The following is a 23994-nucleotide window of genomic DNA, read 5'->3' as shown; positions in this document are numbered from 1 at the left end:
ACATGGACGTTGTCGTGACCGGCGGCCGGGGCAGTTCCGGGCGCTGGGTCGTCGACCGGCTCGCCGAACCGCACGACGTGACAGTACTCGACCGCCGACTCCCGGACGACGGGGGCCACCCGGCCGTCGACTACCGGGCGCTCGACCTCACCGACGCCGGGAGCGTCTTCGACTCGCTCACCGCCATCGACCCCGACGCGGTGATCCACTGGGCGGCGATTCCGGTGGCCGGGACCCACCCCGGTGTCGACCTGTTCCGGAACAACGCGCTCGCGGCGCACACCGTCCTCTCGGCGGCCGGCCGCGTCGGCGCTGACGTGGTCCAGGGCTCCTCCGACGGCGCGTACGGCTTCTTCTTCGCCGAGGAGACTCCCGTGCCGGACGAGCTACCGATTACCGAAGCCCACGCGCGCAGGCCCGAGGACGACTACGGCCTCTCGAAGGTCGTCACCGAGGAAATCGGGAAGACGATTGCCCGCCGGGACGGCATCTCGGTAGCCTCGATTCGCCCCTCGTGGATACAGATTCCCGGCGAGTACCCCTGTCGGGCCGCGGAGTACGTCGACGACCTGGCGGCCGGGGCGGGCAACTACTGGTCGTACGTCGACGTGCGGGACGTGGTCGATCTCGTCGAGGCCGCGCTCACGGGCGAGGTCGAGGGGCACGAGGTGTTCAACTGCGTCGGCCCCGACAACGCCTTGGGCCGGCCGCTGGTCGACCTGATGCGCGACCACTACGGTCGCGTCCCGGACGACTGCACGGTCGACGGGGACGCCGCGGCGTACGCGACGGCCAAGGCCACGGAGCTGCTGGGCTGGGAGCCGACCCGCTCCTGGCGCGAGGCTGCCGACGAGGACGTGGCCGTCCCAGTGGTCTGACGGCGGCTGGAACGCGGTCAGTCGCGGGCGTGCAGGTCACGCAGGCGGACGCGCTCGGGCACGCGGTCGAGCGCCGTCGCCGGCCAGTCGTCGTGGACCAGCGTGAAGGACACGTCGGGGTGGAGGTCGACCAGCCGCCGGACGCCCGCCGCCGCGGCCTCGTAGGCCGCCCGGTCGGTCCGGTCCGGCGTTTCCGCGGTCAGCGGATAGGTGTCGGCGAGTTCGCGGGGATACGGGCCGAAGGGCGGCAGAACGCCCCAGGTCTCGTCGTACTGTGCGCTGGAACTGCCCTCTGTCAGCAACACGTCGTCGCCCTCGACGGGAAGCCGCTCCAGTCGGTCCTGATGCCGCCGGACCTCCGGCCGGCGAGCGCTCTCGGTCGAGGTGTAGAAGAAGGCGTCCTTCGAGACGGGGTCGGTCCGTTCGAGTTGCTCGGCGTGGTCGAGCAGCGCGCGGTAGCCGTCGAGCATCGCCGGGTGGCCGCGGGCGCGGCTGTCGACCAGTTCCATGAGGTTGCCCGAGCGAATCGCCTGTTTGACCGTCCGGATTTCGCCGTAGGTGACGTGGAGGTTGTGCCGCGCGAGCAGTTCCTCGCGCGTGTCGGCGTCCATCGCGTCGAGTTCCGCCGGCGTGTGGTCGGTACAGACCGGGCAGTGACACGGGAAGTAGGTCAGTTCGTCGAGCAGTTCCGTCCCCTGGACCGTCAGATAGCGGTCGTCGCGGGCGTACAGCGCGTAGGCCGCGGAGTCGAACAGGTCACAGCCCAGCGCCGCCGCCATCGCGAACATCATCGGATGGCCCGCGCCGAACAGGTGGACCGGGCCGACTTCGCCCAGTCCGCGCTTGCAGGCCGCGACGACGTCGGCGAGGTCGGCGTAACGGTACTCGTTCATCAGCGGGACGACGGCCCCGAGCGGGAACACGTCCAGCCCGGTCGAGACGGCGTCGGCGGCCGCGCGCTCCCGCAGGTCCGGATAGGTCGCCCCCTGGACCGGCGCGCTGACGAGCATCTCCCCGGTGTCGACGGTCGCGGCGCGTTCGAGCCGCTCCTGGGTCGTTTTGAGTTCCGCGGTCGCCCGCTCGCGGTCCACGTCCGGCGGCGTCGGGATGTCCACCGGTGTCCCGATGTCCGAGCCGATTTCGCGCTGGAACTGCAGTATCTCCTCGGTCGTCACGTCGATGTCGCCGTACTCCGCCAACTGGAACGACCCGGAGTCGGTCATGATGGCCCCGTCGAACCCGAGCAGGTCGTGCAGACCCCGCTCCAGCACCGGCTCGCGGAGGTCCTCGGACCCGTGCAGGATGTAGCTGTTCGTGATGAGTATCTCCGCCCCGAACTCCGACGCCAGCGTCGCCGGCGCGACCGTCTGGACGTGGGGGTTGACCACCGGCAGAATGGTCGGCGTCTCGACGGTGACGCCGGCCCGCGGCACCGTGAGTTCGCCCAGCCGACCCGCGGCGTCGTACTGGCGGACCTCGAAATTCGTCATTACACGTCGTCGTCGGCCGGCGCGCCTAAGGGTTGTGTTCCCCCGTGGCCCGACCGTTCGCGGCCGGGGCGACAGTGGCCGGGACGCAGCAGTCAGACCGGACTACTCGTCGGCTCGCTCCGCCCCGCCGGGAACTAGGCGGTCGGGTCGGCGGACCGTCCCGGAGTCCTCGTCGGCCACGTACGTCTGTGCGGTCCGGAACATGTCGCCCACCTCGCCACGGGACTCGTAGGCGTCGTCGACGAGGCGTTCGAGCAGTTCGGCCCGCGACACCGGCTGCCCGGTCCGGCGGCGGACAGCGGCCCTGAGCTTGTCGAGTCGGCGTTCCGTCCGCTCGTCGAGTGCAATCGAGCCCATATGTTAAATATTATCACACAATAACAGTTCAAACTGTCGTCGGCTCACGACTCGAACAGCGCGTAGTGCATGATACCCAAGGCGGTGCGGCCGTCCCGGAGCGTGCCGTCGCGGACCGACCCGACCAGCGAGTCGAAGTCGGCGGTGTCGACCCGAATCGACTCGTTGTGGTCGAGGTCCTGGTCGGCCGTCGCCTCACACCCGTGTGCGACGTAGTAGTGGAACACGTAGTCGGTGTTGCCGTTGGCCGGTTCACCCGTGTAGAGGTGCTCGAGCGCGTCGGCCTCGTACCCCGTCTCCTCGCGGAGTTCGCGGGCCGCCGCGGCCCGCGGGTCGTCGTCCCCGGCCTCCATCGTCCCGGCGGGGAGGCCGCGGTTGACCCGCCGGACCGACTGCCGCCACTCCTCGATGACGACCACGTCGCCGTCGGTAGTGAAGGGGAGAACGACGACGCTGTCGCCGTTTCGCACGTAGTCGAAGGCTCCTTCGGTCCCATCGGGGAGGCGAACGTCCTCGCGGACGACCTCGAACCCCGGACAGGTGTAGGCGGTCTCGGCACCGAGCGTCTCCCAGGCGAGTTCCTCGTCCATACCGGCAGTGGGGCTCCGACGGGCAAAATCCACACGGGTCCACGCAAATGCAGGCACCGGACGGATACGGCGGGCCGCGCTACCTATGACTGAAATGAGAATATCGAATCTCGTGCTCCTGCTCGGCGTCGTGTTGTTCGTCCTCCCGGTCCCCGGTACGTTCATCGGCGGGGGACTGGTGCTCGTGGTCGGCGCACTGGCTCGGTGGTTCGGCCTCTGAGAGGGGCAGCTACAGTTTGTCGGCCGCCTGGGCCTGCTCGACCCGACGCTGGGCCTGTTCGAGGCGCTTCCGGGCCGCGTTCGACAGCGGGTCCGAGAGGGCGTCGCTGGCTCCCTCGATGCCCGTTGCGACCCGCTGGAGTCGGTCGGCGACGGCCTGGAGTTGCTTGTCCGCGTTCCCGCGGTCGCCGGCCTCGGCGCGTTCCGTCGCCCGCTCGGCCGCCTCGACGACGGCGGCCAGCGCCCGTTCGAGGCCCCGGACGGCGTTGACCGAGCCGCCGTCCTCGAAGAGGTCCGCGTCGCCGTCGACCTGTTCGGCGACCGACTGGCGCGTCTCCTCGGCGATGTCGGCGAGAAACGACGCCAACGAGGCCTTTCCGGTTCGGGGCTCCGCGATTCGGGCGGCGACATCCGCGGCGGGGTCGGGGTTCACGCGGAACGCGCCGACCTCGTCGTCGCTGTCCCGGACCTCGGTCGTGTACGCGCCGCCGCCGTGGACGTAGACGGCGTCGGGTTCCGACAGCGGGGCGTCGTACAGTCGGCCGGCGAAGTCGTCCTCGACGGCGAGGTCGGTGAGGTCGCTGTCGGCCCCCGACGGGTCGACTTCGAGGCGCGTGGCGTTCTCCCGAGCGACGAGCGGGACCTCGCCGTCGACGCCGGCCCGGGTCGGTCCATCGGTCTCGTTCGTTTCGGGGACCGACACCGGTTCGCTGTGTGGCGCGACGCCGGCCCCGTTGACGGTGAACCGGTGCTCGCCCGCGGGCACGTCCTGGACCACGGCCAGGCCCCCGAACGTCGGGACGGCTTCGGGGTCGCTCTCCAGCAGGGCGACGGACTCGACGGCGGTGTCCTCGGTCGTCAGTCCCTCGTTTTCCGGTGCGTCGTCGTTCGAGACGGCCGCCGAGAGGCTGGCGACGACGGTCCGTATCTCCGCCGGCGCGCCGATGGCGTCGTAGCGCTCGGCCAGCGCCGCCCGGTGGTTCGGCTCGGAGATGTCCGCGGCGGGGTTGTCGTACCGGGGCTGGTCCCAGGGCGCGCCGGTCGTCGTGATGTGGCCCGCGACGGCGTCCTCGGCGAACTGGGGCACGGCGAACTCGAAGCTCAGTTGCGGGCCGGTGAAGTCGGCGATGTGCTCCAGTTCGCTGCTCGCCACGAGGTCGTACTCGACGTCGGGGTCGGCCTCGCCGCGGTCGGTGTGCTGGAAGACGAGCCCGGTCTCCCGCGTCGGCAGGTCCGTCGGCGGTGCCGAGAGGCTGTCGAACGAGCGGAGCGTCAGCCGCTCGGGAACGAGGTCCGCGCGGCTGACCGACGGCAGCCGCTCGTGTTCGTACAGCGGCGCGCCCTCGTACTCCGGCACGAGGTAGGGGAGCCGCGAGCCCTCGTCCCGCGGGAGCCCGTAGGCGACCGGAATCTCCGCGAGGTCCTCGATGGTCTCGACGGCGCTGTTCGTGATGTCCGCGAACCGGTCGCCCTCCGGCAGCCGGGTGAACCGGTCGCGGACGTCGTTGACCGACAACGCACTGGAGTGTGACCCCAGCTCAGAGAGGATGCGCGGCACCATCTCCGGGTCCGGGTCCAGGAACTCGTTGTTGGGCACCTTCCGGGAGTGTGAGCTGGCGACGTACAGCTGCGGGTCGCCCGACTCCGTATCGACGAACACGTGCAGGACCTCCCAGTCGTGCCAGTGGAAGTTCGTCGTGAACTGGTCGAACGCCGAGTAGAACCAGAACTGGACGGCGGCCAGCGGCGACTGCTCGTACTCGACGACGTGGTAGAACACCGTCGGGTCCGGCGGCTCGCCGTCGGTCATCCGCTCGTGGTACCCGTCGAAGGCGTCGAACCCGTCGACGACGGTCTCCCCGTCCTGCTCGCTGGTGTAGGGCCGCGGGTCCGTCGGGAACCACGGTTCCGCCCGGTCGAAGTACAGCGTCGGCGCGAACCGGCGCGCGAGGGCCGCGGCCTGCTCGCCCTCGACCGTCGAGGCCGCGTCGTCGGGTTCGCCCTCCAGCGCCGAACAGCCGGCGACGGACGCGAGGCCGGCCCCGGCGGCCGCCCGGAGGACCGCACGACGGGACGGGTGTTCCCGGTCGGTCATCGGTCCCTCACCGCTTCGATACGTCGGCGGACGGCGCGACCCGGCCCCGTTTCCGAACCCAGTAGTCCCATACACCATCCAACGAATCGCGGAGGAAAACCCTTCTGGCAACCGCCCGAGCGCGCCGTCAGTACTGCTGGAACCCCGCTGTGTCAAGGTAGTTGTGTGCGACCGTAATCGAGTGGTCGGCGTGGAGGGCCCGTGGCCCGAGCGAGACGCGCTCGTCCGCCCGGTCGGCCAGCAGCACCGCCTCCGCGTCCCGGAAGTCGTGGTGGTCCGAGAGGACGAACACCGGGTCCGACGGCGGTTCGACGTCGACGACGGGGTCGCCGTCCTCGTGCAGTTGCACGACGGTCCCCCGGCGTGCCACGTCGTCGAGCGTCGCCTCGAATCCCCGTCGCGTGAGCGACACGCCGGGCGAAGTCTCGACCGGGACGTGGCCGATAGCCTCCTCGCGCTCTTCCAGGGCCTTGCGTATCAGCGCCGCCGTGGACCGCTCGTCCGGGTTCAGCCGACGGAGGTCGGCCCCGTCGAACGTGACGGTGTACTCGTCCGATAACGTCAGGTGGACCCGCACGTCCTCGCGGATGGCGTGGCTCAGGAAGAACGCGCTCGTGACACACCGACAGAGCACGTCGAGCCGGCCGGCAGCGCCGGCCAGGTCGTCGAGGGAGAACTCCGGCGTCGTCGGGGCGTCGTGACCGATGATGACGAACTGGCGCATACCGGTTCGAAGCCGGTCGAGGACTTACGTGCGTCGACAGCAGGCCGACGGGACTTCGTGATCTGGTATGTCAGGCCGAGAGAGTGCCGAGACACGGCCCTTTCGGCCATTGTGGGCGTCAGTGAAGCGATTGCGGGAGTCAAATGACTTATCATGTGTGTTTCCCAACTTGTGGCATGAATGCACTTGACACACCCGTCGAGCAGGTGATGACCAAACCGGTGAAAACCGTCGACAGGGAACTCACCGTCCGGGACGTGTCGAAGCTCCTCGCGGGGGAGGCGGTCGGTTCGGTCGTCGTCGAAACCGAGTACGGGCGGGGCATACTCACGAAGACGGACGTCATCGGCGGCCTCCGGGACGGCATCGACCCGGACACGACCCCGGTCGGCGACCTGATGACGACCCCCGTCAAGACCATCGGTCGCAACGCCTCGCTGGAGGAGGCCGTCGATACGATGGTCGAGCACGGCATCAAGCGGCTCGTGGTCGACGGACAGACCACCTGCGTCGGCGTTCTCACGACGACGGACGTGATGCGGGAACTGTCGCCCGACCTGGACCGCGTGGTCGAGAAGTTCGCGGAGGGGTGAGCCCGCGCGGCGACGCGAACGGACGCGGTCGGTCGTCGTCCGACCGCGACGGGCCGTTCTGCGAGACCCGTCACACGAGGCGGACGGCGGGTGGCTTTTTGCCCGGTGTCTGTGTAGCACCGGTATGGTCGTCCCGCTGGAGATGGGCTGGCGACACCTGCTCTTTGAGAACTGGCCGGTCGACCCGGAAGTGATGGACGCCCATCTCCCAGAGTCGCTCAGCGCAGACCGTCACGACGGGCGTGCGTGGCTCTCCGTGGTGCCGTTTACGAACGTCGCCGTCCGTCCGAAAGGCCTCCCCCGACCACTCGGGGTCCGGCTTCCGGAAGTCAACGTCCGGACGTACGTCACCCGCGACGGCGTCCCGAGCGTCTACTTTTTCAGCCTGGACGCGCAGGGACTCGCGAGCGTCGTCGGTGCCCGCCTGTTCCATCATTTGCCGTACTACTACGCTCGAATCGCGCTGGAACTGAGCGACGGGCGCGTCCAGTTCGAGAGCCAGCGGCGGCATCCGGGTGCCCGCCCCGGCCACTACGCGGCCACCTACTGGCCGACCGGAGAACCGTTCGCCGCGCCAGCGAACCCGTTGGCGGCGTTTCTCGTCGAGCGGTATCGCTTCTACACCGAAGCGCCCGACGGCACCCTCCACTACACCGATGTCGACCACGACACGTGGACGCTGTACCCGGCCGAAGCGACCGTCGAAACCGACACGCTGTCGCGGGCCGACGGCTTCGCGCGCCCCGACGCGGACCCAGTGTACTACTACAGTCCCGGGCTGGATGTCGTCGCGGCTCGGAGCCGACCAGCACCAGAGGACGGGGCAACGTGACGCCACCGGCGACCGGTTTCGCTACCTGAAGGCGACGGCGGGACAAGCCGAGGCGCGTGGTTTCGAAGCAGCTTCCGGACAAGGTCAGACCGCCACGTGACGCGATTAGCTCACTCGAAGCTCGAGCGTTTCGTACCCCGAGTCGATGACGACTCCGCCGGTCGTCGCAGCGATGACCGAGAGGTCGGCCGACAGTGAAAACGCGGTTTCGCCCGACGGCGGAACGAGGCCGTAAAGCTCCTCGGCAGCAGTCCCGTACCACAGGAGGCCGCCCTGGTACACCAGCAGTTCTGGAGTGAAGCCACTCACGGACTCTAGCGTCCGCGACCAGCGCTGCTGCCCGTCTGCGACGGTCGCACAAAGGAGGCCATCTGTTGTCGGGACGGCGACGTGTTCTCCCACGACCACCGGTCGCCCAGCGACCTCGCTCCCGACACTCCAGTCGTACGCTAACGTCTCCGGGTCGAACCGGCGCAGTTTCCGGTCCACATCGGCGACCAGGTCGCCCTGGTAGGCCACTGGGTATCCGACGTTCAGCGGTGCGCGGTACCGAATCGTTCCGTCTGTCACCGCGAAACCGACGAGGAAATTCGTAAAGCCGACGTGAAGCGCGTCGTCTAACCGGCAGACGTCGCCGGTGATTGCGCCGTTCCCGACCGCCGTCGTCCACTGTCGGTCGAGACTCGCCCGGTCGAAGACGGTGATGTGGGTCCCGGGCTGTGTCGCACCCTCGGTCGACTCCCGGTTCGTGCCACACACGAGCAGGTCGCCGGCCGTGGTGAGCTTCGAGACGCTCCCTCGAATCTCGGTTCGTGCCTGGAGGGTCCCGCCCTCCGTGTCGAAGCGGTATATCGTCGAGCGGTCCCCGCCGGCTATCTGACTGCCGACATAGCAGTCCGAGTCGGTCAGTTCGACGACGGAACTGTTGACAGGGGCTTCGAGCGTATTTCGAGGGGATGCCGAGCCAAAATCTCGGAGCTGAATCTCGTCGAGAGTGGCGACCAGGTACGACGGGCCGGCAGCCGAGAGTGCGGTGATATCCATCGAGAGCGTTTGTACCGTCTCGACAGACGCGGCCGTCGACGCGTAGCCCGACGGTGTGCTGGTCGCTCTCTGTGGGTCTTGAGAATCGACCGTCGTGTCGAACCCCGTCTGTGTTGCCGGTTCCGCCTCACCGGCCTCTCGAAAGCTCAGGCACCCGCCGGTTCCAGCCGTTGCCAGTAGCGTGAGTAACTGCCGTCGGTTCATGTTGAGGTCTCCAGTGAGAAAGCGGCAATCTGGTTCTCCATCACGACTGCCAGCGTGTTCCCCAGCGCGAGCGCGGCATGCGTCGAGGCAGCGAAGCGAGTGTGGACCACTTTGTCTCCCGTCTCGATATCGAACCCGTACAACACGCGATTGCGCTCTTCGTCGGGCAGCTCGGTCGGTGTCACCCACACGTAGTCGCCGACGACGGCCGGTGACGACTCCATCGGCCGGTCAGTGGTCGTCTGCCACACTGTCTCGCCCGTGTCGAGGTCAACGGCGTGTACCTGCGAGTAGGACGCGAAATACGCGCGATTACGGTAGAAGGTCGGTGCCGCGGTGTAGACGTACATCGAGTCGGTCCGCTCCTCGAGTAGATGTCGCCAGGCAACCGAGCCGTCGGGGTCGATTTTCACCAGTTCCACGCCGGCCCCACCGGCAACTGGCGCGTACAGGGCCCCGTCGTACTGTCGAAGCGGCGCGATCACGTAGCCGTCGACAGCCCAGTCGACGGTCCCCGTGGCCGGATTCCGAGCCTCGATTCGGTTCTGGTCGCCGGTCCCGAATCCGACGATAGCCTGCCCGCCGAACGCGACGCCGCCCGTGTATGACCGTCCCGTTTCGGAAACCGACCAAACGCGGCTGAGATCGCGTTTCGACAGTCCGACGACCTCGTTTGTCGTGCCGTCGTTGGCGTTGTGGTCGGTCCCAACCACGACGTGGTCGCTCGTGACGACAGGCGAGCCGCCGGCGGGGCCGATATCCGCTGTCGCGGCGATTGCCCCGGTTTCCGTGCTCGCACTGTACAGCCCGGGCTCCAGAAACGACGTGTAGTAGAGAGAGTCACCCTCGACTGTGCCGAGCAGTGAGATACGGTCTTGTTCCGTCCGCCAGCGCTCTGTGCCATCCGTTACAGAGAGCGCCCGAACGCCCTCCCGGGACCCGGAATAGACCGTGCCGTCGTCTACCACGGCCTCGCCTGTCGGGTGAAAGAATGCGTTCCACTCTCGGGTCAGTGACACCGGCGGTTCGGGCGTACTCGTTACCGTCGGCGACGCCGTCACCTCGCCCGTCGAAAGTTCGGCGTCCGACTGCGTCCCGGCCGGAGTCGCTGTCGCAGGTGGTCCGGTTCCCGTTCTGAGACACCCGGTGAGGAGTCCGCTCCCAAGCGTCGCCAGGAGCGTCCGTCGGCTATAGTTCGGCAGACCGGAATCGGTCATGAGGCACACCAAGACATCGAGGGACCGCGGGTTCTCACCGCGTCGCCTGCGGAGAACTGCTCGAAATCTGTGTCTGCGCTCGAGCGAGCCTGGCGTGGTTTCTGAGAGCGTGACATAGTCATGCCAAGAATATCTGTAATAAAATGGTTTTCAAATGGGTAATATCCGGGGTAGACTGGGGTTGTGACGTGGCGGAGCGAGCGGAGACCGGCTATTGCGAGTCCGGCAGCGACCCGCTCTAATCGTCAGAGAAGTGGCCCGGGGCGAAGGAACAGGAACACGACCGCGTTCAGTGCTAACCCGAACAGCATGGTGGCGCTCCCGGTTGTCAGCAGGAGCGCCCCTTCCCGGGCGCTGTACCGTCGCCGGACCACGTAGCCACAGACGAGAGCGACTGGCCCGAGCACGTACGGGGCAACGACGACAGCGAGTGTGGCGGCGGCGACACCGGAGAAAAAGAGCAAGCCGTGACGGTTGCTCGGCTTCCCGTGTCGCTGCCGGAACTGTGACAGGGCGTAGGCGGCACCTACGAGCAGATTGAGTCCCGGCACGAGGAGTCCACCGAGGACGGGCCACGAGAATGACCCGGCCTGCCGACCGTCGACAGCGACGAGCGGCAGCAAGACGACTGAGGCACCCCAGCAGGCCCAGAGGAGGTCTCGGGCGGAACCGAGGGTGAGCAAGTACCCGAGCACGAGTCCAGCAGTCCAGAGCGACACGGTCACAGTAATTGTCAGGGGAAGTCTCCCGGCCCGACGAGTCATATTCACCCAATATAATCGTCGATACTAAAAATAGACTATTCAGAGAGTATTCTTGGACCAAAAGCTAAGTATCCTTGATAAAATAGGAGGAGTATATGCCTGTGAGAGGTGTGGGGGCAATACTCCGTGGCGGGTTCGATGCCGTCTTCCGCCCACACAAGTTCGTAGAGTTTCAGACAGACTCGTACGGGGCGTCCCGACTCGGTGTAGTCCGACAGTTAGGCTCACTTTTGGGGGTCTACTTCGTGAACCTTGCCGCGTACGCAGCCCCGCTCACTCTCGCTGGCATCGGTGTCCAGTCCTCACAGCCGGCCCCGGAGAACTTCGCCAGCGTCGCCGGGTCGTACGGTATCGACCCGGCGGCCAGTTGGCAGTTGCTCGCGGCGTTCGTTCAGAACTCCCTGTTCATCTCGATAGCAACTGCAATCACGCTCGTGACGTTTCACGTGGGCGTTCTCATCGTTCGGGACTCGCAGGGCATCGTTCAGAGCATGCACACAGTCGTGTACACGACAAGCGCGTATCTCGTCGCGACGTTCTCCGCGGTCTGGTATCTGACCAATCAGGCCGGCGTCAGCGGTGCACGCCAACTCATCAGGAACCTCCAAGCCGCGTTCGTGTACGCTATCATCGACGCTCTCGGAGCGGGCGTCCAGCTCCCCGGTGGTCGGCCAGACACTCTGGGCGTCACCACTATTTCCACCGAAGGCCAGTGGATACTGGCGATACTCACGCTGACGCTGCTGTATTACCTCTTCTCGCTGTACCTCGGCGCTCGAATCAATCACCGGGCAACGCGGAGTAACGCGGCTATCGCCGTCGTCGCTGTCGCCCTCTCCCCAATCGTGTACGTCACCGGGTCCATCGTCGCATACATCGTCACCTGATATGTCACAGCAAGACCAACAGACTTCGAACGGAGCGAAAGAGTCGACTACGACAGACCGAGCGAGTGGCCACGACGACGTCATTCTCGAAACGAATCCGACGACCAAGCCGACGCTGATTCGACTGGCGGTCGTCTTGCTCTTCAGTCTGGGCGTGGTCGGGTATCTCCAAGCCACCCCAGAAGCGCTGGGGTCGCCGGACATCACGAACACAGCGGCACTCGTCGTCTTGCTGCTCGGACTCGTGTTGACCGTCCGGTTTCTGGTCCGGACTATCATCCTCGTCAGGACGACCTACACTGTGACAGACAGCCGCGTCGAGCAGGAGTACGAACTCCTGTTTCGGACCCACTCGAAAGGGGTCCGGTTCGATAAACTCCGGAGCCACGAGCTGAGCCAGAATCGGATTCAGTCGGTCCTGGGGTACGGGACGATATCGATGAACCGCGGCCTCGGTCCGCTCCGCCTGGAGAACGTCGACGAGCCGGAAGCGGTCTACGAGACCATCAGAACGTGTGCAAGCGGGTAGCAACACGTCACACTCCGAGTGCCGGAATTGTCTCAGGCCAGTGCAGTCCGCACGAGCAGGCGTCCGAAGCCGGGCGGCTCCTACGAGGGTCGGCTGTTCACCTACGTCGAGTGCGGCTCCAAGTGGCGCGCGTCCTGACGGAAGCCAGACCAGCGCGGGTGAGCCGGTGGCCGTTCCAGTCCGGCTTCGGTGATGTCGCCGGCGAAAACGACATCTCAATCGAGCGAGGCGACCCCGAACTTGGAACCTATCAGGGCCGGGAATCGGTTGCGCTGGACAGGTCCGTTGGAATGATGATATCTCGCGGCGCGAACGAGGAGCTGAGCATCATGGCTCCTGATAGCGGGGCCGCGAGTCTCGGCGGCTGGGTGTATTTTGACCAGCCGTCCGGGATGCGACACCAAAACGGCGACCAGCCGAGACACCACATCTTCAGAAACGACGCAGAGTACGTCGTTCAGGGTGTCCCCGTGGACGGTCAAGTGCGACTGGAACTGAGCATCAGGTCACAGAGTGGCGGTGTTAGTTACGCGACAGCGGACCACACCAACGGTGAGATGGTTATCCCGACGAACGAGTGGCACCATTTCATGTACGTCGTGACTCCGCAGTCGTCAGTGAGGTTCTACCTCGACGGCGAGCAACGGTTCGTCGACGAAACGATGCCCGGCTACAGCCCCAACGTCTCGGACTACTGGTCACACGAAACCGTTGGGAGTTGGTACGGGACCGGGAATCCGGACTGGTACAACCTGATGGTCGGGAAGCTAGCCGACCTTCGGATATACCAGACTGGCCTCACCGGTGCCGAAGTCGAGCAAATCGTCGACAACACGCGCTGAGTCATCCAACATACGTCAGTTGCAGACACGCAGTAGCGTACCCACGCCCAGACGCTGTGGTTGAGGGACAGTAGACTGCCCGAGGTAGCGTGCGGGAGAAATGGGCCGGCGCGAATTCGAATCGCGGTTACGGCCACCCGAAGGCCGAAGGATACCAGGCTACCCCACCGGCCCGTGCGATAGCAATAGGGTAGAGGACAGGGTCGGTTTTAACGGTTGCGAAACGACGAGAACCGGAGCCGGCTGATGCACCGGCGGGTCGGTGAGGCTGTGCGGAATCTCCAGGCCTGACCGACAGCCATACATCAGAGAGATATCAGCCACGATACCCCCGTGGCTACTATTTCGGGTGCGAGAACTGACGCGGTGGTACCCACGTGGCACAGGACTACCGCGCAACTGAACAGAAGATTGATTACGCGCCGGAGTTACTCACCATCTGAGTAACTATGACTATCCTCATCACTGGCGGCGACGGCTACGTCGGATGGCCGACCGCCCTGCGCATCGCCGACCGGACGGACGACAGAGTGCTGCTCGTGGACAACTTCGGCCGACGGGAGTGGGTCGAGGACGTCGGCGCGACGAGCGCGACACCGGTCGCCAGCATCGACGAACGCCTCGACGCGGCCCGGGAGGTCCACGGCCTGACGAACCTCTCGTTCGTCGAGGGCGACCTCGCCGAGAAGTCCTTCGTCGACGAACTGCTCGCGGTCCACGAACCCGACGTGGTCGTCCACACCGCCGCCCAACCCTCCGCGCCGTACTCCCAGATAAACGGCGAGCGGGCCAACTACACCCAGCACAACAACCTCCAGGCGACCCGGAACCTCCTGTGGGGCCTCGAAGCACACGACCTCACCGACACCCACTTCGTCGAGACGACAACGACGGGCGTCTACGGCGCGCCGGAGTTCCCCATCCCCGAGGGCGGCGCGGTGATGGAGAACCAGGGCGAGCGCGACGACGTGCCCTTCCCCAACATGGGCGGGAGCTGGTACCACGCGACGAAGGGCTTCGACGCACAGAACATGCGGCTGGCCCACACGCAGTTCGACATCCCGATTTCGGACGTGCGCACGGCCATCGTCTACGGGACCGAGACCGAGGAGACCCGCGCGGACGACCGGCTCAAGACCCGCTTCGACTTCGACTACTACTTCGGGACCGTCACGCACCGCTTCTGTGCGCAGGCGGTCGCAGGCTACCCCGTCACCGTCTACGGCAAGGGCGAGCAGCGCAAGCCGTTCGTCTCGCTGGAAGACGCCGTCGAGGGGCTGGCCGAAGTCGCGCTCGCCGACCCCGACGACCGGCCTGACGGGCTGACGGTCTACAACCAGGTCACGCGGGCCATCAGCATCGTCGAGATCGCCGAGACCATCGCAGACGTTGGCAGCGAGTTCGACCTCGACGTGGCCGTCGAGCACTTCGAGAACCCCCGCGACGAGGACGAGACCCACAAGATGGAGATCGAGAACGACCGCTACGCCGACCTCATCGGCGGGCAGTCCCAGTCCTTCGAGGACGGCGTCCACGACATCTTCGAGACGCTGACGCGCTACGCCGACACCATCGAGGCCCACGAGGACCGCTTCCTGCCGGGCGTTCTCAGCGAGGACTGACCCGTGGACATCCTGGTCACCGGGGCCTGTGGCTACATCGGCAGCGCGCTGGTCCCGCTGTTGCGCGCGGACGACCGCGTCGACAGCGTCGTGGTCTTCGACGACCTCTCGACCGGATCGCCCCGGGCGCTGCTCGGGACGCTCGGCGACGGCCTCGAGTTCCGGCGGGGCGACGTGCGCGAGTACGGCGACGTGGAGAGCGCCATGCGGGGCGTCGACCGCGTCGTCCACCTCGCCGCCATCACGGGCGCGTCGAGCACCCACGACCGCCGCGAGGAGACGTTCGCCATCAACTACGACGGGACCGAGAACGTCCTGACCGCGGCGGGCAAACTCGGCGTCGAACACGTCGTCTTCGCCTCCTCGTGTAACGTCTACGGCCGCGCGACCAGCACAGACATCGACGAGACGGTCGACCCGGACCCCATCAACCCCTACGCGGAGACGAAACTGGAGTCCGAGACGCTGCTGCGGGAGTACTGCGAGGAGTTCGACATGACCGGGACCGCCCTGCGGATGGCCACCAATTTCGGCCACTCGCCGGGCATCCGGTTCAACCTCGTCGTGAACTACTTCGTCTTCCGCGCGCTGACCGACCGACCGCTCACCGTCTACGGCGACGGCTCGAACTGGCGACCGTTCATCCACGTCCGCGACGCCGCACGGGCCTACGCCGAGGCGGTCTGCGACCCCGACTCGTGGGACGAACCCGTCTACAACGTCGGCTCCGCGGCCGGGAACTACCAGATAGAGGATGTCGCCGAAGTCGTCGCCGACGAGGTCGCGCCGGTCGACGTGACCTACCTCGAAGACGAACACCCCGGCCCGTCCTACCACGTCAACTTCGACCGGCTGGGCGGGACCGGCTTCGAACCATCGTGGACGCTCCGCGAGGGCGTCCGCGACCTCGCGGAGCGATTCACCACCAATGACTGACACAGAGACCACGAGCGAACGGCCCCACGTCGCCGTCACCGGCGCTGCGGGCTACATCGGCAGTCGCGTCGTCCACGAGCTACAGCAGGCCCACCCCGACTGGGAGCTGACCGCCCTCGACAACTTCTATCTCGGTACCGTGCAGTCCGTCGGCGATGTCGACGTCGAACACGTCGACATCCGGAACCGGGACCGCCTGGAAGCGGCGCTAGACGGCGCTGACGTCGTGATGCATCTGGCCGCGATTTCCGGCGTCGACGACTGCGAGGAGAACCAGGATCTGGCCTACGAGGTGAACGTCCAGGGGACCGACAACGTCGCCTGGTTCTGCCGCAAGACCGGCGCGGGGCTGATATTCCCGTTCTCGATGGCTGTCATCGGCGACCCGCAGGAGTTCCCCATCACGGTTAAGCACCCGCGGGACCCGCTGAACTGGTACGGGCGGACGAAACTGCTCAACGAGCGCGCCATCGAGGACTACGCCGACGGCGCGTTCCCGGCCCACCAGTTCATGATTTCGAACCTCTACGGCGGCCACGAGGTCGGCGGACAGACGGTCTCGAAGGGGACCGTCATCAACTTCTTCGTGAACCGCGCGCTCGCCGGCGAGACGCTGACGGTCTACGAACCGGGCACGCAGTCGCGGAACTTCATCCACGTCAAGGACGTGGCCCGCGCCTACGTCGACAGCTGCGAGCGTCTGCTGGCGCAACTGGACGCGGGCGAGACCGGCGTCGAGAAGTACGAAATCGCCAGCGACGAGGACCCGAGCGTCCACGCCGTCGCCGAACTGGTCCGAGACGTCGCCGCCGAGGTCGCCGGCATCGACGCCGACGTGGAACTGGTCGAGAATCCCCGTGGCGACGACGAGACGCTGGTCGACTCGTTCCCCGTCGACACCAGCCGAACGACCGACGCGCTGGGGTGGACGCCGGACCACGACGTGGAGTCGGCCGTCCGGGCGGCGCTGGAATCGGCCGACGAGTAGGGCGTCGAGTCCCGATGGATTTATTCGCCAGACCGGAAAGAGAGGACACATGAGCGACACGCCCGGGGCGGTGCTCGACGACCGGCCCGAGCTACGGGACGCGGCGGCGGCGGCACTGGCCGTCGACGACGAACGGGACGGGTGGTCGTTCGACGACATCCCCGTCGATTCGGGCCAGTTCGGCGAACTCGTCTCGGCGGGCATCGTCGAGAAAGACGGCGGCGAGTACCGCGTCGCCGACCCCGACGCGGTACGGGCCGCGCTCGACGGCGACGCCGCCGTCGCAACCGACAGCGGACGCGACGTGGCCGTCGGGGACGCCCTGGACGTCGACCTGAACGTCGACCTCGACGCGCGGGCGACCGGCCTGCTCGCCGCCGCGCTCGCCGTCGTGGTCGTCGCCCGAACGTACGCCGTCGGGTCGATATACCGCGGCGGCGACATCGTCCTGTCGAGCAACGACCCCTACTACTACAGGTATTACGTCGAGCAGGTCGCGGCGAACGCCGGCGGCGCGGCCGACGTCGGGGCGCTCTCCGTGCTACCCAGCGCAGTGACGAAGGGAGAGCCGCTGATGGTCGCGACGCTCTGGTGGGTGGCCAGCCTCTTCGGCGGGAGCGAGGAAGTCATCGGCCACGTCCTCGCCTGGTACCCCGTCGTGTCGGCGCTCGTCACGGCCGCCCTGCTCTATCTGCTCGCGGTCCGGGTCACCAGCGACCGGCGCGTCGGGCTCGCGTCGGTCCTCTTTCTGGCGTTCGTTCCCGGCCACGCCTTCCGGACGAGCCTCGGGTTCGCAGACCACCACGCCTTCGACTACCCCTGGCTGGCGCTGACCGCGCTGGCGCTCGTGGTCGCGCTGACGACGGTCACGGACCGGGCGTCGCTTCGCCGACCACAGCCGTGGGTCGCCGCGGTCGGCATCGGGGTCGGGACTGCCGGCCAGGTGCTCGCGTGGGAGGCGGGACCGTTACTCCTCCTGCCGGCCGGGCTGGTCGTCCTGGGGCAGACGCTTCTGGACGTGGCGAACGACCGGTCGTCGCTGGTCAGGACGACACCGGTCCTCGCCGGGGTCGGGCTGGGTGCTGTGCTCGCCGGCGCGGTCCACACAGTCGTCGGCTGGCAGACCGCGCTCGTGGCCAGCGCGCCGGGGCTGCTGACTGGTGGGACCCTCGTCGTCATCGCGACGGCGGAGGCGGCCAGACGCGTCGGCGGCACCGTCAGGCAACTGGCTGCGGTCGACGGCGTGCTGGGAATCGTGGCAATCGTCGTCTTCCGCTTTGGCTTCACAGAACAGTGGGGAACGTTCAGGAACCGGCTCGACACGCTGTTTCGGTCCGACGCGATTGCCGAGACGTACGGGCTGTTCAACACCGACGCCTTCGGCTTCCTGCTTTTGCTCGGCCTGACCCTGTTCGTAGCGCTTCCGGCGATGGTGTGGGGTGTCGACCTCGCGCGCAGGGACCGGAGCGGCTGGCTCGTCGCCGGGAGCTACGCCTGGGTGCTGCTGGGCCTCGCCGCGATTCAGGTCCGCTTCGTCGGCGAACTCGCCCCGTTTCTCGCGCTGTTTGCCGGCCTCGCGTTCGTCTGGGTCGCCTCGTGGGTCGACGTCGCTCGGCCGGTGCTGGCGGCTGAAGACGAGGGGCTACGGGACGTGCTCGTCCCGGACAGGCGCGCGGTCGTGTCGCTTCTCGTGTTGTTCCTGTTGTTCGGTTCCCTCGGGATGGTGCAGGTCCCGGTGAAGACGAGCCAGGTGCTCGTCGAGGACGGGACGTACGGCGCGGCGACCACAATCGAAGCAGACGCGGCCGACCGGGAAATCAACCACCCCGAGAACTACGTCCTCAGCCGCTGGGGGCAGAACCGCGTGTACAACTACTTCGTCAGCGGCGAGTCGCGGAGCTACAGCTACGCTCGCAGTACATACGGCCCGTTCGTCGGGACGACGGACCCCGGTGCGGCCTACAGCCAGATTTCGGGACGCGTCGGCTACGTTGTGACGACGGGGACCGAAATCGAGGAGCCGACCACGATGTACGTCCGGCTCCACCAACAGTTCGGAAGCCGGAACGGCGACGTGGACGGACTGGCCCACTACCGGCCGCTCTTCGCCAGCGAGGACGGCAGCCACAAGGCGTTCGCAGTCGTCCCCGGCGGGACGATACAGGGTACTGCGGCCCCGAATTCGACCGTCTCGGTCACGACGACGGTCGCCCTCGGGGACAGGGAAGTGGCCTACGAGCGCCGGACGTCGGCCACCCGGAACGGGGAGTTCTCCGTTACCGTCCCGAACCCCGGAACGTACACTGTGACGACGGCCGACGGCGAGGAGACGACCGTCGAAGTCCCGGAACAGACCGTGTACGGCGGCGGGAACGTCACTGTCGAGTGAGATTGGGCGCGCCGCCGTGATTCCGAAGCGAAACGACCATGCCACCGACCGAAAGAAGACAGCGTGTGCGCGTCTGGATTCGTCTCGCCGTCGTACTCGGCCTGTGTCTGACGCTCGGAGGGCTGTTCGTCCACGCGGAGGTCACCGAGGACGAATGGTCACCCTACCCGGACGCCGCGGACCTCTCTACCGGCTACGACTCGCACGTCGGGCAGCAACTCCTGATTATCGGAACCGTCACAGAGACCGGCGAAAATGGACTGGAACTCAGGGCCGAGAGCGACGGGAGGTCTATCAACCTCACGGTCATCGGAGCGAGGACGGCCGTCGAGCCCGGTGGCGTCGTCCAGGTCTACGGGACGCTCGAACCCCGTCGGACGATAACGGCCGAGCGCGTCGAAGTCGTCAACAGCAGCCGGTGGGCGGAGTTCTACAAGTACGGGGCCTCGGCCGTCGGCGCAGTCGGGTTCCTGCTGCTGTTCGGCCGGCACTGGCGTCTCGACCGGGACACGTGGACGCTGGAGGCGCGCGATGGCTGACCTGCTGACCCACCTGCTGGTCCCGTATATCCTCCTGACGGTGGCGAACTGGATAGTCGCGTGGCTTGACCGGCGCTGGGTGGTCGTCGGAATGGGCGGCGCAGCGGTTCCCGACTTAGTCAAGATCGAAATCGTGCTGGACGATGGGACGGTCGCGGCTCTCCTCGGCGTTCCGTTCACCTACGGCCCGCTCTCGACGCTCGGGGGCGTCCTGTTGCTCGCCGGAGCTATCGCCGTCGCGTTCGAGCGACGCTACTGGAGACGGGTGTTCGGCCTCGTGACGTTCGGCGGCCTCACCTCGCTGGTGCTCGATGGGCTGCGGGTGTACGCCGACGGGCGGGCGAGCGCCTGGCTGTACCCGTTCACGAGCTGGCGGCCGCCGACGCCGAGCCTGTACGTGTCCTCGGACCCGACCGTACTCGTCGTGGCGCTCCTTGCAGCCGGTACGGTCGCCGTCCTCGACAGGCGGGTACGGGCGCGTGGCTGACCTGGCTACCAGGTCAACCCCTCGTAGGTGATGCCGTCCCGGCGCTCGATGATGCGGCGGCCGTCGACGACGACGGGGTCAACCATCTCGTCGAACTCGGCGTCGAGTGCCGCGAACTCGTCCCAGTCGGTGACGACAACAGCGCCGGACGCGCCGTCGAGAGCGGCCGCCGCCGAGTCGGCGTACTCGATGTCGGGATAGCGCTCGCGCATGTTCTCTGCCGCCACGGGGTCGTAGGCGACGACGTCGGCACCCCGCTCCTGCAGTCCCTCGATGACCGGTACCGCCCGCGTGTTCCGGATGTCGTCGGTCCCGGGTTTGAACGCCAGTCCGAGGACGGCGACGCGTTTGCCGGACACGTCGACGTGGCCGTCGAGGAGGTCGAGGAGCCGTCCGGGCTGGGCGTCGTTCAGTTCCACGGCCGCCGAAAGGACCGCGGGGTCGTAGCCCTGCTCCCGCGCCGCGGCGATGATGGCGTCGGTATCCTTCGGGAAGCAACTGCCGCCCCAGCCGACGCCGCTACGGAGGAACTGCTCGCCGATGCGGTCGTCGAGCCCGATTGCGTCGGCCACCTCGTAGGCGTCGACGCCGAACTCCTTGCAGATGTTCCCGATGTCGTTGATGAGGCTTATCTTCGTCGCCAGGAACGTGTTGTTGGCGTACTTTATCATCTCGGCCTCGGCGATACCGGTCTCGACGACCGGCACGTCGCCGTCGGCGGCCTCTCGAAGTGGTGCATAGAGGTCATGGAGCAGCGCCGTCGCGCGGTCGTCGTCCGTTCCGAACACGAGCTTGTCGGGGTTCAGGAAGTCCGCGACGGCCGTCCCCTCCCGCTGGAACTCGGGGTTGGAGGCGACGAGGAAGTCGGTCCCCCGTTCGAGTCCGGCGTCCGCAATGCGGGACGCGAGCCGGTCCTCGGTCGTGTTCGGGACGACGGTGGACTTCGTGACGACGAGGTGCGGGTCGTCGGTCGACTCGCCGCCGGCCAGCGCCTCGCCGATGGACGCCGCACCGGCCTCCATGAACTGGAGGTCGATACTTCCGTCGTCGTTCGAGGGCGTCGGGAGCGCGAGCATCGTCAGTTCGGTGTCGAGAATCTCGTCATAGTCGGTGCTCGCACGGAGCCGACCGCCGCCGTGTTCGGCCACGAGTTCGTCGAGTCCAGGCTCGTGTATCGGCGACTCGCCGTCGTTTACCGCGTCGACGATGTCCTCGTCGATGTCTATCGTTACGACTTCGTGCCCGAGGTCCGCGAGACACGCCGCGACCGTCGTCCCGACGTACCCGCTCCCGACAATACTGACGTTCATCGAGCCAGGGTAGTCGAGCAGCGGGTATTATAATTCGGGTCTTACAGTTCGACAAGAGTTTTATCGGACGCCCGACCAATGAGGAGGTATGAAAGCTGTCGTACTCGCCGCCGGTGAGGGAACCCGTCTCCGCCCGCTGACCGAGGACAAGCCCAAGGGGATGGTAGAGGTCGCGGGGAAACCGATTCTGACCCACTGCTTCGAGCAGCTGATCGAGCTGGGCGCCGACGAACTCCTGGTAGTCGTCGGCTACAAGAAGCAGGCCATCATTAACCACTACGAGGACGAGTTCGAGGGCGTCCCGATAACCTACACGCACCAGCGCGAGCAGAAGGGCCTCGCCCACGCGCTCCTTACCGTCGAGGAACACGTCGACGACGACTTCATGCTGATGCTCGGGGACAACATCTTCGAGGCGAACCTCCAGGACGTCGTCAACCGACAGCAGGAGGAGCGAGCCGACGCCGCCTTCCTCGTCGAAGAAGTTCCGTGGGACGAGGCGGGGCGGTACGGCGTCTGCGACACCAACAAGTACGGTGAGATAACCGAAGTCGTCGAGAAGCCCGAGGAACCGCCGTCGAACCTGGTGATGACCGGCTTCTACACGTTCACGCCGGCCATCTTCCACGCCTGCCACCTGGTCCAGCCCTCGAACCGCGACGAGTACGAAATCAGCGACGCCATCGACCTTCTGTTGCACTCCGGCCGAACGATCGACGCCATCAGAATGGACGGCTGGCGCAACGACATCGGCTACCCCGAAGACCGCGACCAGGCCGAAAAGCGGCTACAGGGCGAAATCGACCCCGAAATGGCCGCCGAAAACATCGCCGCGAGCGAGTGAACCGGCCGACGGCCGTGCTGGCACCTCGTCTCGGGTCGTGAGTGTCTCTCCGGTTTGCTGACGATACCAGCAGACGGGACGTAGCCGCCCCACCGCGTCCACTCATCTGAGGCCCGTGACGCAGGACTTATCACGTGACTCCGCAATCACACTTATGATGGATAGTGGCTGGCGATACCGGGTCGCGAGCGTCGCCGGCGTCGTCGTGCTGACAGCGGCCGCTGTCGCGGTCGTCAACAACGCGGCCGTCCAGTCGATAGCGACCACCATCCCGGTGCTCGGTCGGCTCCCAACCGACCCCCCGACGGGGTCCGAGTTCACGTTCGAGCTCTTGGTCACAATCGCGGTCGTCGTCAGCGTGTTCTTCCCGCTGTACAAGCCCCGCCCGCGCCGGATTCTCGACGCGATTGCGCTGGCGCAAAAGCGGGTGCTCGTAGCTGCTCTCGTGTTGGCGACAATCGGCTATTTCGACTACACGTACCGACTCCCGCGCTTGACCGTCGTGTTGGTGACCCCGCTGTTACTTGTCACACTGCCCGCGTGGTTCGTCTGGATCCGGGAGCGGCCGTCGCCGAACGGCGAGCGCACCGTCGTCGTCGGCGATGACCTCGAAGTGATCGAAGAGGTCGCCAGTGAGGTCGACGAGACGCTCCTGGGGTATCTCTGTCCGACAAGTGTTGTTACGACGACAGAGCAAATGGAAGCCATCGCGGACGGCGGCATCCGCTCCGGAGGGCTGGAACGGTTGGGCGGGCTCTCACGGATCGAGGACATCCTCGTGGAATACGACGTCGACACCGTCGTGTTGGCGTTCGAACACGCCGACAGGGCGGAGTTCTTCGGCGCGCTCGATGCCTGTTACGAGTACGGCGTCCACGCGAAAGTTCATCGGGACCACGCGGATTCCGTGTTGACCGCCAACGATGAGTTGGCAACACTGGTCGATGTGGAAATCGAGCCGTGGGACGTTCAGGACTACATCCTGAAACGAGCGTTTGATGTCGTGTTTGCGACGGTCGGGCTGCTACTCTTGTCGCCTGTTATCATCGTGATCGCGGTCGCTATCAAAATGGATGACGGCGGATCGATCCTGTACACACAGGAACGAACCGCGGTGTTCGGTGAGGCTTTCAACATCTACAAATTCAGAAGTATGTCCCCGGACGAGGAGTCGGCGACGCCGGTCGCGGACGAAGAGAACAACCGTATTACTGATGTCGGGAAGGTACTCCGCCGAACGCATCTGGACGAAACGCCACAGCTCTGGTCTATTCTCGTTGGAGACATGAGCGTGGTCGGGCCACGGGCGGTCTGGACGGCCGAAGAGTCCTTACTAGAGGCCGATACGCGGTCCTGGCGTCAGCGGTGGTTCGTCAAACCTGGGCTAACTGGCTTGGCACAGGTGAACGACATCAAGAGTACAAACCCCTCTGAAAAACTCCGTCTCGACCTGAAATACATCCGCGAACAGTCCTTCACTTTCGACCTGAAGTTGGTTATCCGGCAGGTCTGGAAAGTGGTTGGAGATGTGCTTACTGTTGTTCGAACGGCGATATCTCCATAGGAAACCAGTCTACGACCTAGAAGTCCACGCACCGCTGTTCCCCGACAGGT

General features: G+C 66.3%; 24 protein-coding genes and 1 tRNA gene. 15 read left to right on the top strand and 10 right to left on the bottom strand.

Translation table 11 applies throughout. The features are described 5' to 3' along the window. Positions 1–2: 2 nt before the first annotated feature. Complete coding sequence (locus VI123_RS08720) at positions 3–878, top strand: NAD-dependent epimerase/dehydratase family protein (RefSeq protein ID WP_336337672.1); 876 nt, start codon at positions 3–5, stop codon at positions 876–878. Between the two features lie 17 nt (positions 879–895). On the opposite strand, the gene tgtA is transcribed toward VI123_RS08720, so the two are convergent. The 3 genes from tgtA to VI123_RS08705 all read right to left on the bottom strand — a co-directional run bounded on the left by tgtA (position 896) and on the right by VI123_RS08705 (position 3315). Further along, entirely contained in the window at positions 896–2368 is a 1473-nt protein-coding gene (gene tgtA / locus VI123_RS08715) for a tRNA guanosine(15) transglycosylase TgtA (RefSeq protein WP_336337671.1), read from the bottom strand. A gap of 102 nt (positions 2369–2470) precedes the next feature. Next, complete coding sequence (locus VI123_RS08710; protein WP_336337670.1) at positions 2471–2725, bottom strand: hypothetical protein; 255 nt, start codon at positions 2723–2725, stop codon at positions 2471–2473. A gap of 44 nt (positions 2726–2769) precedes the next feature. Next, the gene (locus VI123_RS08705) at positions 2770–3315 is read right to left on the bottom strand and encodes an NUDIX hydrolase (RefSeq protein ID WP_336337669.1); all 546 of its coding nucleotides are present in this window, start codon (positions 3313–3315) and stop codon (positions 2770–2772) included. 94 nt (positions 3316–3409) lie between these two features. On the opposite strand from VI123_RS08705, the gene VI123_RS08700 reads away from it, so the two are divergent. Continuing rightward, the gene (locus tag VI123_RS08700) at positions 3410–3535 is read left to right on the top strand and encodes a hypothetical protein (protein ID WP_336337668.1); all 126 of its coding nucleotides are present in this window, start codon (positions 3410–3412) and stop codon (positions 3533–3535) included. 9 nt (positions 3536–3544) lie between these two features. Here VI123_RS08700 and VI123_RS08695 read toward each other — a convergent pair whose 3' ends face one another. After that, positions 3545–5629 carry a hypothetical protein gene (locus VI123_RS08695; RefSeq protein ID WP_336337667.1) on the bottom strand — a complete coding sequence of 695 codons (2085 nt, stop codon included), beginning with the start codon at positions 5627–5629 and terminating at the stop codon, positions 3545–3547. Between the two features lie 127 nt (positions 5630–5756). Continuing rightward, positions 5757–6353, bottom strand: coding sequence for a tRNA (pseudouridine(54)-N(1))-methyltransferase TrmY (gene trmY / locus VI123_RS08690; RefSeq protein WP_336337666.1), 597 nt, complete (start codon positions 6351–6353; stop codon positions 5757–5759). 176 nt (positions 6354–6529) lie between these two features. Between trmY and VI123_RS08685 the strand changes: the two genes are divergently transcribed. Both VI123_RS08685 and VI123_RS08680 read left to right on the top strand, forming a co-directional pair. Continuing rightward, positions 6530–6946, top strand: a complete 417-nt coding sequence (locus tag VI123_RS08685) for a CBS domain-containing protein (RefSeq protein ID WP_336337665.1) — start codon at positions 6530–6532, stop codon at positions 6944–6946. 124 nt (positions 6947–7070) lie between these two features. Continuing rightward, positions 7071–7778 carry a YqjF family protein gene (locus VI123_RS08680; RefSeq protein WP_336337664.1) on the top strand — a complete coding sequence of 236 codons (708 nt, stop codon included), beginning with the start codon at positions 7071–7073 and terminating at the stop codon, positions 7776–7778. 105 nt (positions 7779–7883) lie between these two features. On the opposite strand, the gene VI123_RS08675 is transcribed toward VI123_RS08680, so the two are convergent. The 3 genes from VI123_RS08675 to VI123_RS08665 form a co-directional block, all read right to left on the bottom strand. Next, on the bottom strand, positions 7884–9026 hold the full coding sequence (locus VI123_RS08675; protein WP_336337663.1) for an outer membrane protein assembly factor BamB family protein: 1143 nt from the start codon (positions 9024–9026) through the stop codon (positions 7884–7886). Beyond that, positions 9023–10243, bottom strand: coding sequence for an outer membrane protein assembly factor BamB family protein (locus VI123_RS08670; RefSeq protein WP_336337662.1), 1221 nt, complete (start codon positions 10241–10243; stop codon positions 9023–9025). Before VI123_RS08670 ends, VI123_RS08675 begins: the two co-directional genes overlap by 4 nt. 245 nt (positions 10244–10488) lie before the next feature. Next, complete coding sequence (locus VI123_RS08665) at positions 10489–10968, bottom strand: hypothetical protein (RefSeq protein ID WP_336337661.1); 480 nt, start codon at positions 10966–10968, stop codon at positions 10489–10491. A gap of 284 nt (positions 10969–11252) precedes the next feature. Here VI123_RS08665 and VI123_RS08660 point away from each other — a divergent pair, with 284 nt between their 5' ends. From VI123_RS08660 to VI123_RS08650, 3 genes are all read left to right on the top strand, one after another. Next, positions 11253–11894 (top strand): hypothetical protein, encoded by a 642-nt coding sequence (locus tag VI123_RS08660; protein WP_336337660.1) that lies wholly within the window; start codon positions 11253–11255, stop codon positions 11892–11894. A gap of 1 nt (position 11895) precedes the next feature. Then, complete coding sequence (locus tag VI123_RS08655) at positions 11896–12423, top strand: PH domain-containing protein (protein WP_336337659.1); 528 nt, start codon at positions 11896–11898, stop codon at positions 12421–12423. A 122-nt stretch (positions 12424–12545) separates the two neighbouring features. Next, positions 12546–13265 carry a LamG-like jellyroll fold domain-containing protein gene (locus VI123_RS08650; RefSeq protein WP_336337658.1) on the top strand — a complete coding sequence of 240 codons (720 nt, stop codon included), beginning with the start codon at positions 12546–12548 and terminating at the stop codon, positions 13263–13265. A 101-nt stretch (positions 13266–13366) separates the two neighbouring features. On the opposite strand, the gene VI123_RS08645 is transcribed toward VI123_RS08650, so the two are convergent. Further along, positions 13367–13439: transfer RNA gene (locus tag VI123_RS08645), tRNA-Pro, on the bottom strand. Positions 13440–13714: 275 nt separating this feature from the next. On the opposite strand from VI123_RS08645, the gene VI123_RS08640 reads away from it, so the two are divergent. The 6 genes from VI123_RS08640 to VI123_RS08615 all read left to right on the top strand — a co-directional run bounded on the left by VI123_RS08640 (position 13715) and on the right by VI123_RS08615 (position 20226). After that, on the top strand, positions 13715–14887 hold the full coding sequence (locus tag VI123_RS08640; protein ID WP_336337657.1) for an NAD-dependent epimerase/dehydratase family protein: 1173 nt from the start codon (positions 13715–13717) through the stop codon (positions 14885–14887). Positions 14888–14890: 3 nt separating this feature from the next. Then, a complete protein-coding gene (locus VI123_RS08635; RefSeq protein ID WP_336337656.1) occupies positions 14891–15823 on the top strand; it encodes an NAD-dependent epimerase/dehydratase family protein in 933 nt (310 codons plus the stop codon). Then, positions 15816–16811, top strand: coding sequence for an NAD-dependent epimerase/dehydratase family protein (locus VI123_RS08630; protein WP_336337655.1), 996 nt, complete (start codon positions 15816–15818; stop codon positions 16809–16811). The genes VI123_RS08635 and VI123_RS08630 overlap by 8 nt, the downstream gene beginning before the upstream one ends. A 49-nt stretch (positions 16812–16860) precedes the next feature. Continuing rightward, positions 16861–19200: an STT3 domain-containing protein gene (locus VI123_RS08625; protein ID WP_336337654.1), complete on the top strand. Its 2340-nt coding sequence runs from the start codon at positions 16861–16863 to the stop codon at positions 19198–19200. Positions 19201–19265: 65 nt separating this feature from the next. Further along, a complete protein-coding gene (locus VI123_RS08620) occupies positions 19266–19739 on the top strand; it encodes a single stranded DNA-binding domain-containing protein (RefSeq protein WP_336337653.1) in 474 nt (157 codons plus the stop codon). Further along, positions 19732–20226: a hypothetical protein gene (locus VI123_RS08615; RefSeq protein WP_336337652.1), complete on the top strand. Its 495-nt coding sequence runs from the start codon at positions 19732–19734 to the stop codon at positions 20224–20226. The genes VI123_RS08620 and VI123_RS08615 overlap by 8 nt, the downstream gene beginning before the upstream one ends. A 5-nt stretch (positions 20227–20231) precedes the next feature. Here the strand turns inward: VI123_RS08615 and aglM are convergent, their stop codons facing one another. Next, positions 20232–21536: a UDP-glucose 6-dehydrogenase AglM gene (aglM, locus tag VI123_RS08610; protein WP_336337651.1), complete on the bottom strand. Its 1305-nt coding sequence runs from the start codon at positions 21534–21536 to the stop codon at positions 20232–20234. Between the two features lie 88 nt (positions 21537–21624). On the opposite strand from aglM, the gene aglF reads away from it, so the two are divergent. Then, a complete protein-coding gene (aglF, locus tag VI123_RS08605) occupies positions 21625–22380 on the top strand; it encodes a UTP--glucose-1-phosphate uridylyltransferase AglF (protein WP_336337650.1) in 756 nt (251 codons plus the stop codon). 157 nt (positions 22381–22537) lie between these two features. Further along, positions 22538–23944, top strand: a complete 1407-nt coding sequence (locus VI123_RS08600; protein ID WP_336337649.1) for a sugar transferase — start codon at positions 22538–22540, stop codon at positions 23942–23944. The last annotated feature ends 50 nt before the right edge of the window (positions 23945–23994 follow it).

It is taken from the genome of Haloarcula sp. DT43 (assembly GCF_037078405.1).
Taxonomy (GTDB): Archaea; Halobacteriota; Halobacteria; order Halobacteriales; family Haloarculaceae; genus Haloarcula; species Haloarcula brevis.
The sequence above is the reverse complement of the archived record's forward strand: the minus strand, read 5'-3'. Positions and strand labels throughout refer to the sequence as shown.

Bases quoted from the DNA above. Each gene is read 5' to 3' on its own strand.
- VI123_RS08615 (WP_336337652.1), top strand. From the start codon at position 19,732: ATGGCTGACCTGCTGACCCACCTGCTGGTCCCGTATATCCTCCTGACG.
- VI123_RS08685 (WP_336337665.1), top strand. From the start codon at position 6,530: ATGAATGCACTTGACACACCCGTCGAGCAGGTGATGACCAAACCGGTG.
- VI123_RS08700 (WP_336337668.1), top strand. From the start codon at position 3,410: ATGAGAATATCGAATCTCGTGCTCCTGCTCGGCGTCGTGTTGTTCGTC.
- aglF (WP_336337650.1), top strand. From the start codon at position 21,625: ATGAAAGCTGTCGTACTCGCCGCCGGTGAGGGAACCCGTCTCCGCCCG.
- VI123_RS08600 (WP_336337649.1), top strand. From the start codon at position 22,538: ATGGATAGTGGCTGGCGATACCGGGTCGCGAGCGTCGCCGGCGTCGTC.
- VI123_RS08675 (WP_336337663.1), bottom strand. From the start codon at position 9,026: ATGAACCGACGGCAGTTACTCACGCTACTGGCAACGGCTGGAACCGGC.
- VI123_RS08625 (WP_336337654.1), top strand. From the start codon at position 16,861: ATGAGCGACACGCCCGGGGCGGTGCTCGACGACCGGCCCGAGCTACGG.
- VI123_RS08655 (WP_336337659.1), top strand. From the start codon at position 11,896: ATGTCACAGCAAGACCAACAGACTTCGAACGGAGCGAAAGAGTCGACT.
- trmY (WP_336337666.1), bottom strand. From the start codon at position 6,353: ATGCGCCAGTTCGTCATCATCGGTCACGACGCCCCGACGACGCCGGAG.
- VI123_RS08720 (WP_336337672.1), top strand. From the start codon at position 3: ATGGACGTTGTCGTGACCGGCGGCCGGGGCAGTTCCGGGCGCTGGGTC.
- VI123_RS08640 (WP_336337657.1), top strand. From the start codon at position 13,715: ATGACTATCCTCATCACTGGCGGCGACGGCTACGTCGGATGGCCGACC.
- VI123_RS08695 (WP_336337667.1), bottom strand. From the start codon at position 5,629: ATGACCGACCGGGAACACCCGTCCCGTCGTGCGGTCCTCCGGGCGGCC.
- tgtA (WP_336337671.1), bottom strand. From the start codon at position 2,368: ATGACGAATTTCGAGGTCCGCCAGTACGACGCCGCGGGTCGGCTGGGC.
- VI123_RS08680 (WP_336337664.1), top strand. From the start codon at position 7,071: ATGGTCGTCCCGCTGGAGATGGGCTGGCGACACCTGCTCTTTGAGAAC.
- VI123_RS08670 (WP_336337662.1), bottom strand. From the start codon at position 10,243: ATGACCGATTCCGGTCTGCCGAACTATAGCCGACGGACGCTCCTGGCG.
- VI123_RS08710 (WP_336337670.1), bottom strand. From the start codon at position 2,725: ATGGGCTCGATTGCACTCGACGAGCGGACGGAACGCCGACTCGACAAG.
- VI123_RS08630 (WP_336337655.1), top strand. From the start codon at position 15,816: ATGACTGACACAGAGACCACGAGCGAACGGCCCCACGTCGCCGTCACC.
- aglM (WP_336337651.1), bottom strand. From the start codon at position 21,536: ATGAACGTCAGTATTGTCGGGAGCGGGTACGTCGGGACGACGGTCGCG.
- VI123_RS08705 (WP_336337669.1), bottom strand. From the start codon at position 3,315: ATGGACGAGGAACTCGCCTGGGAGACGCTCGGTGCCGAGACCGCCTAC.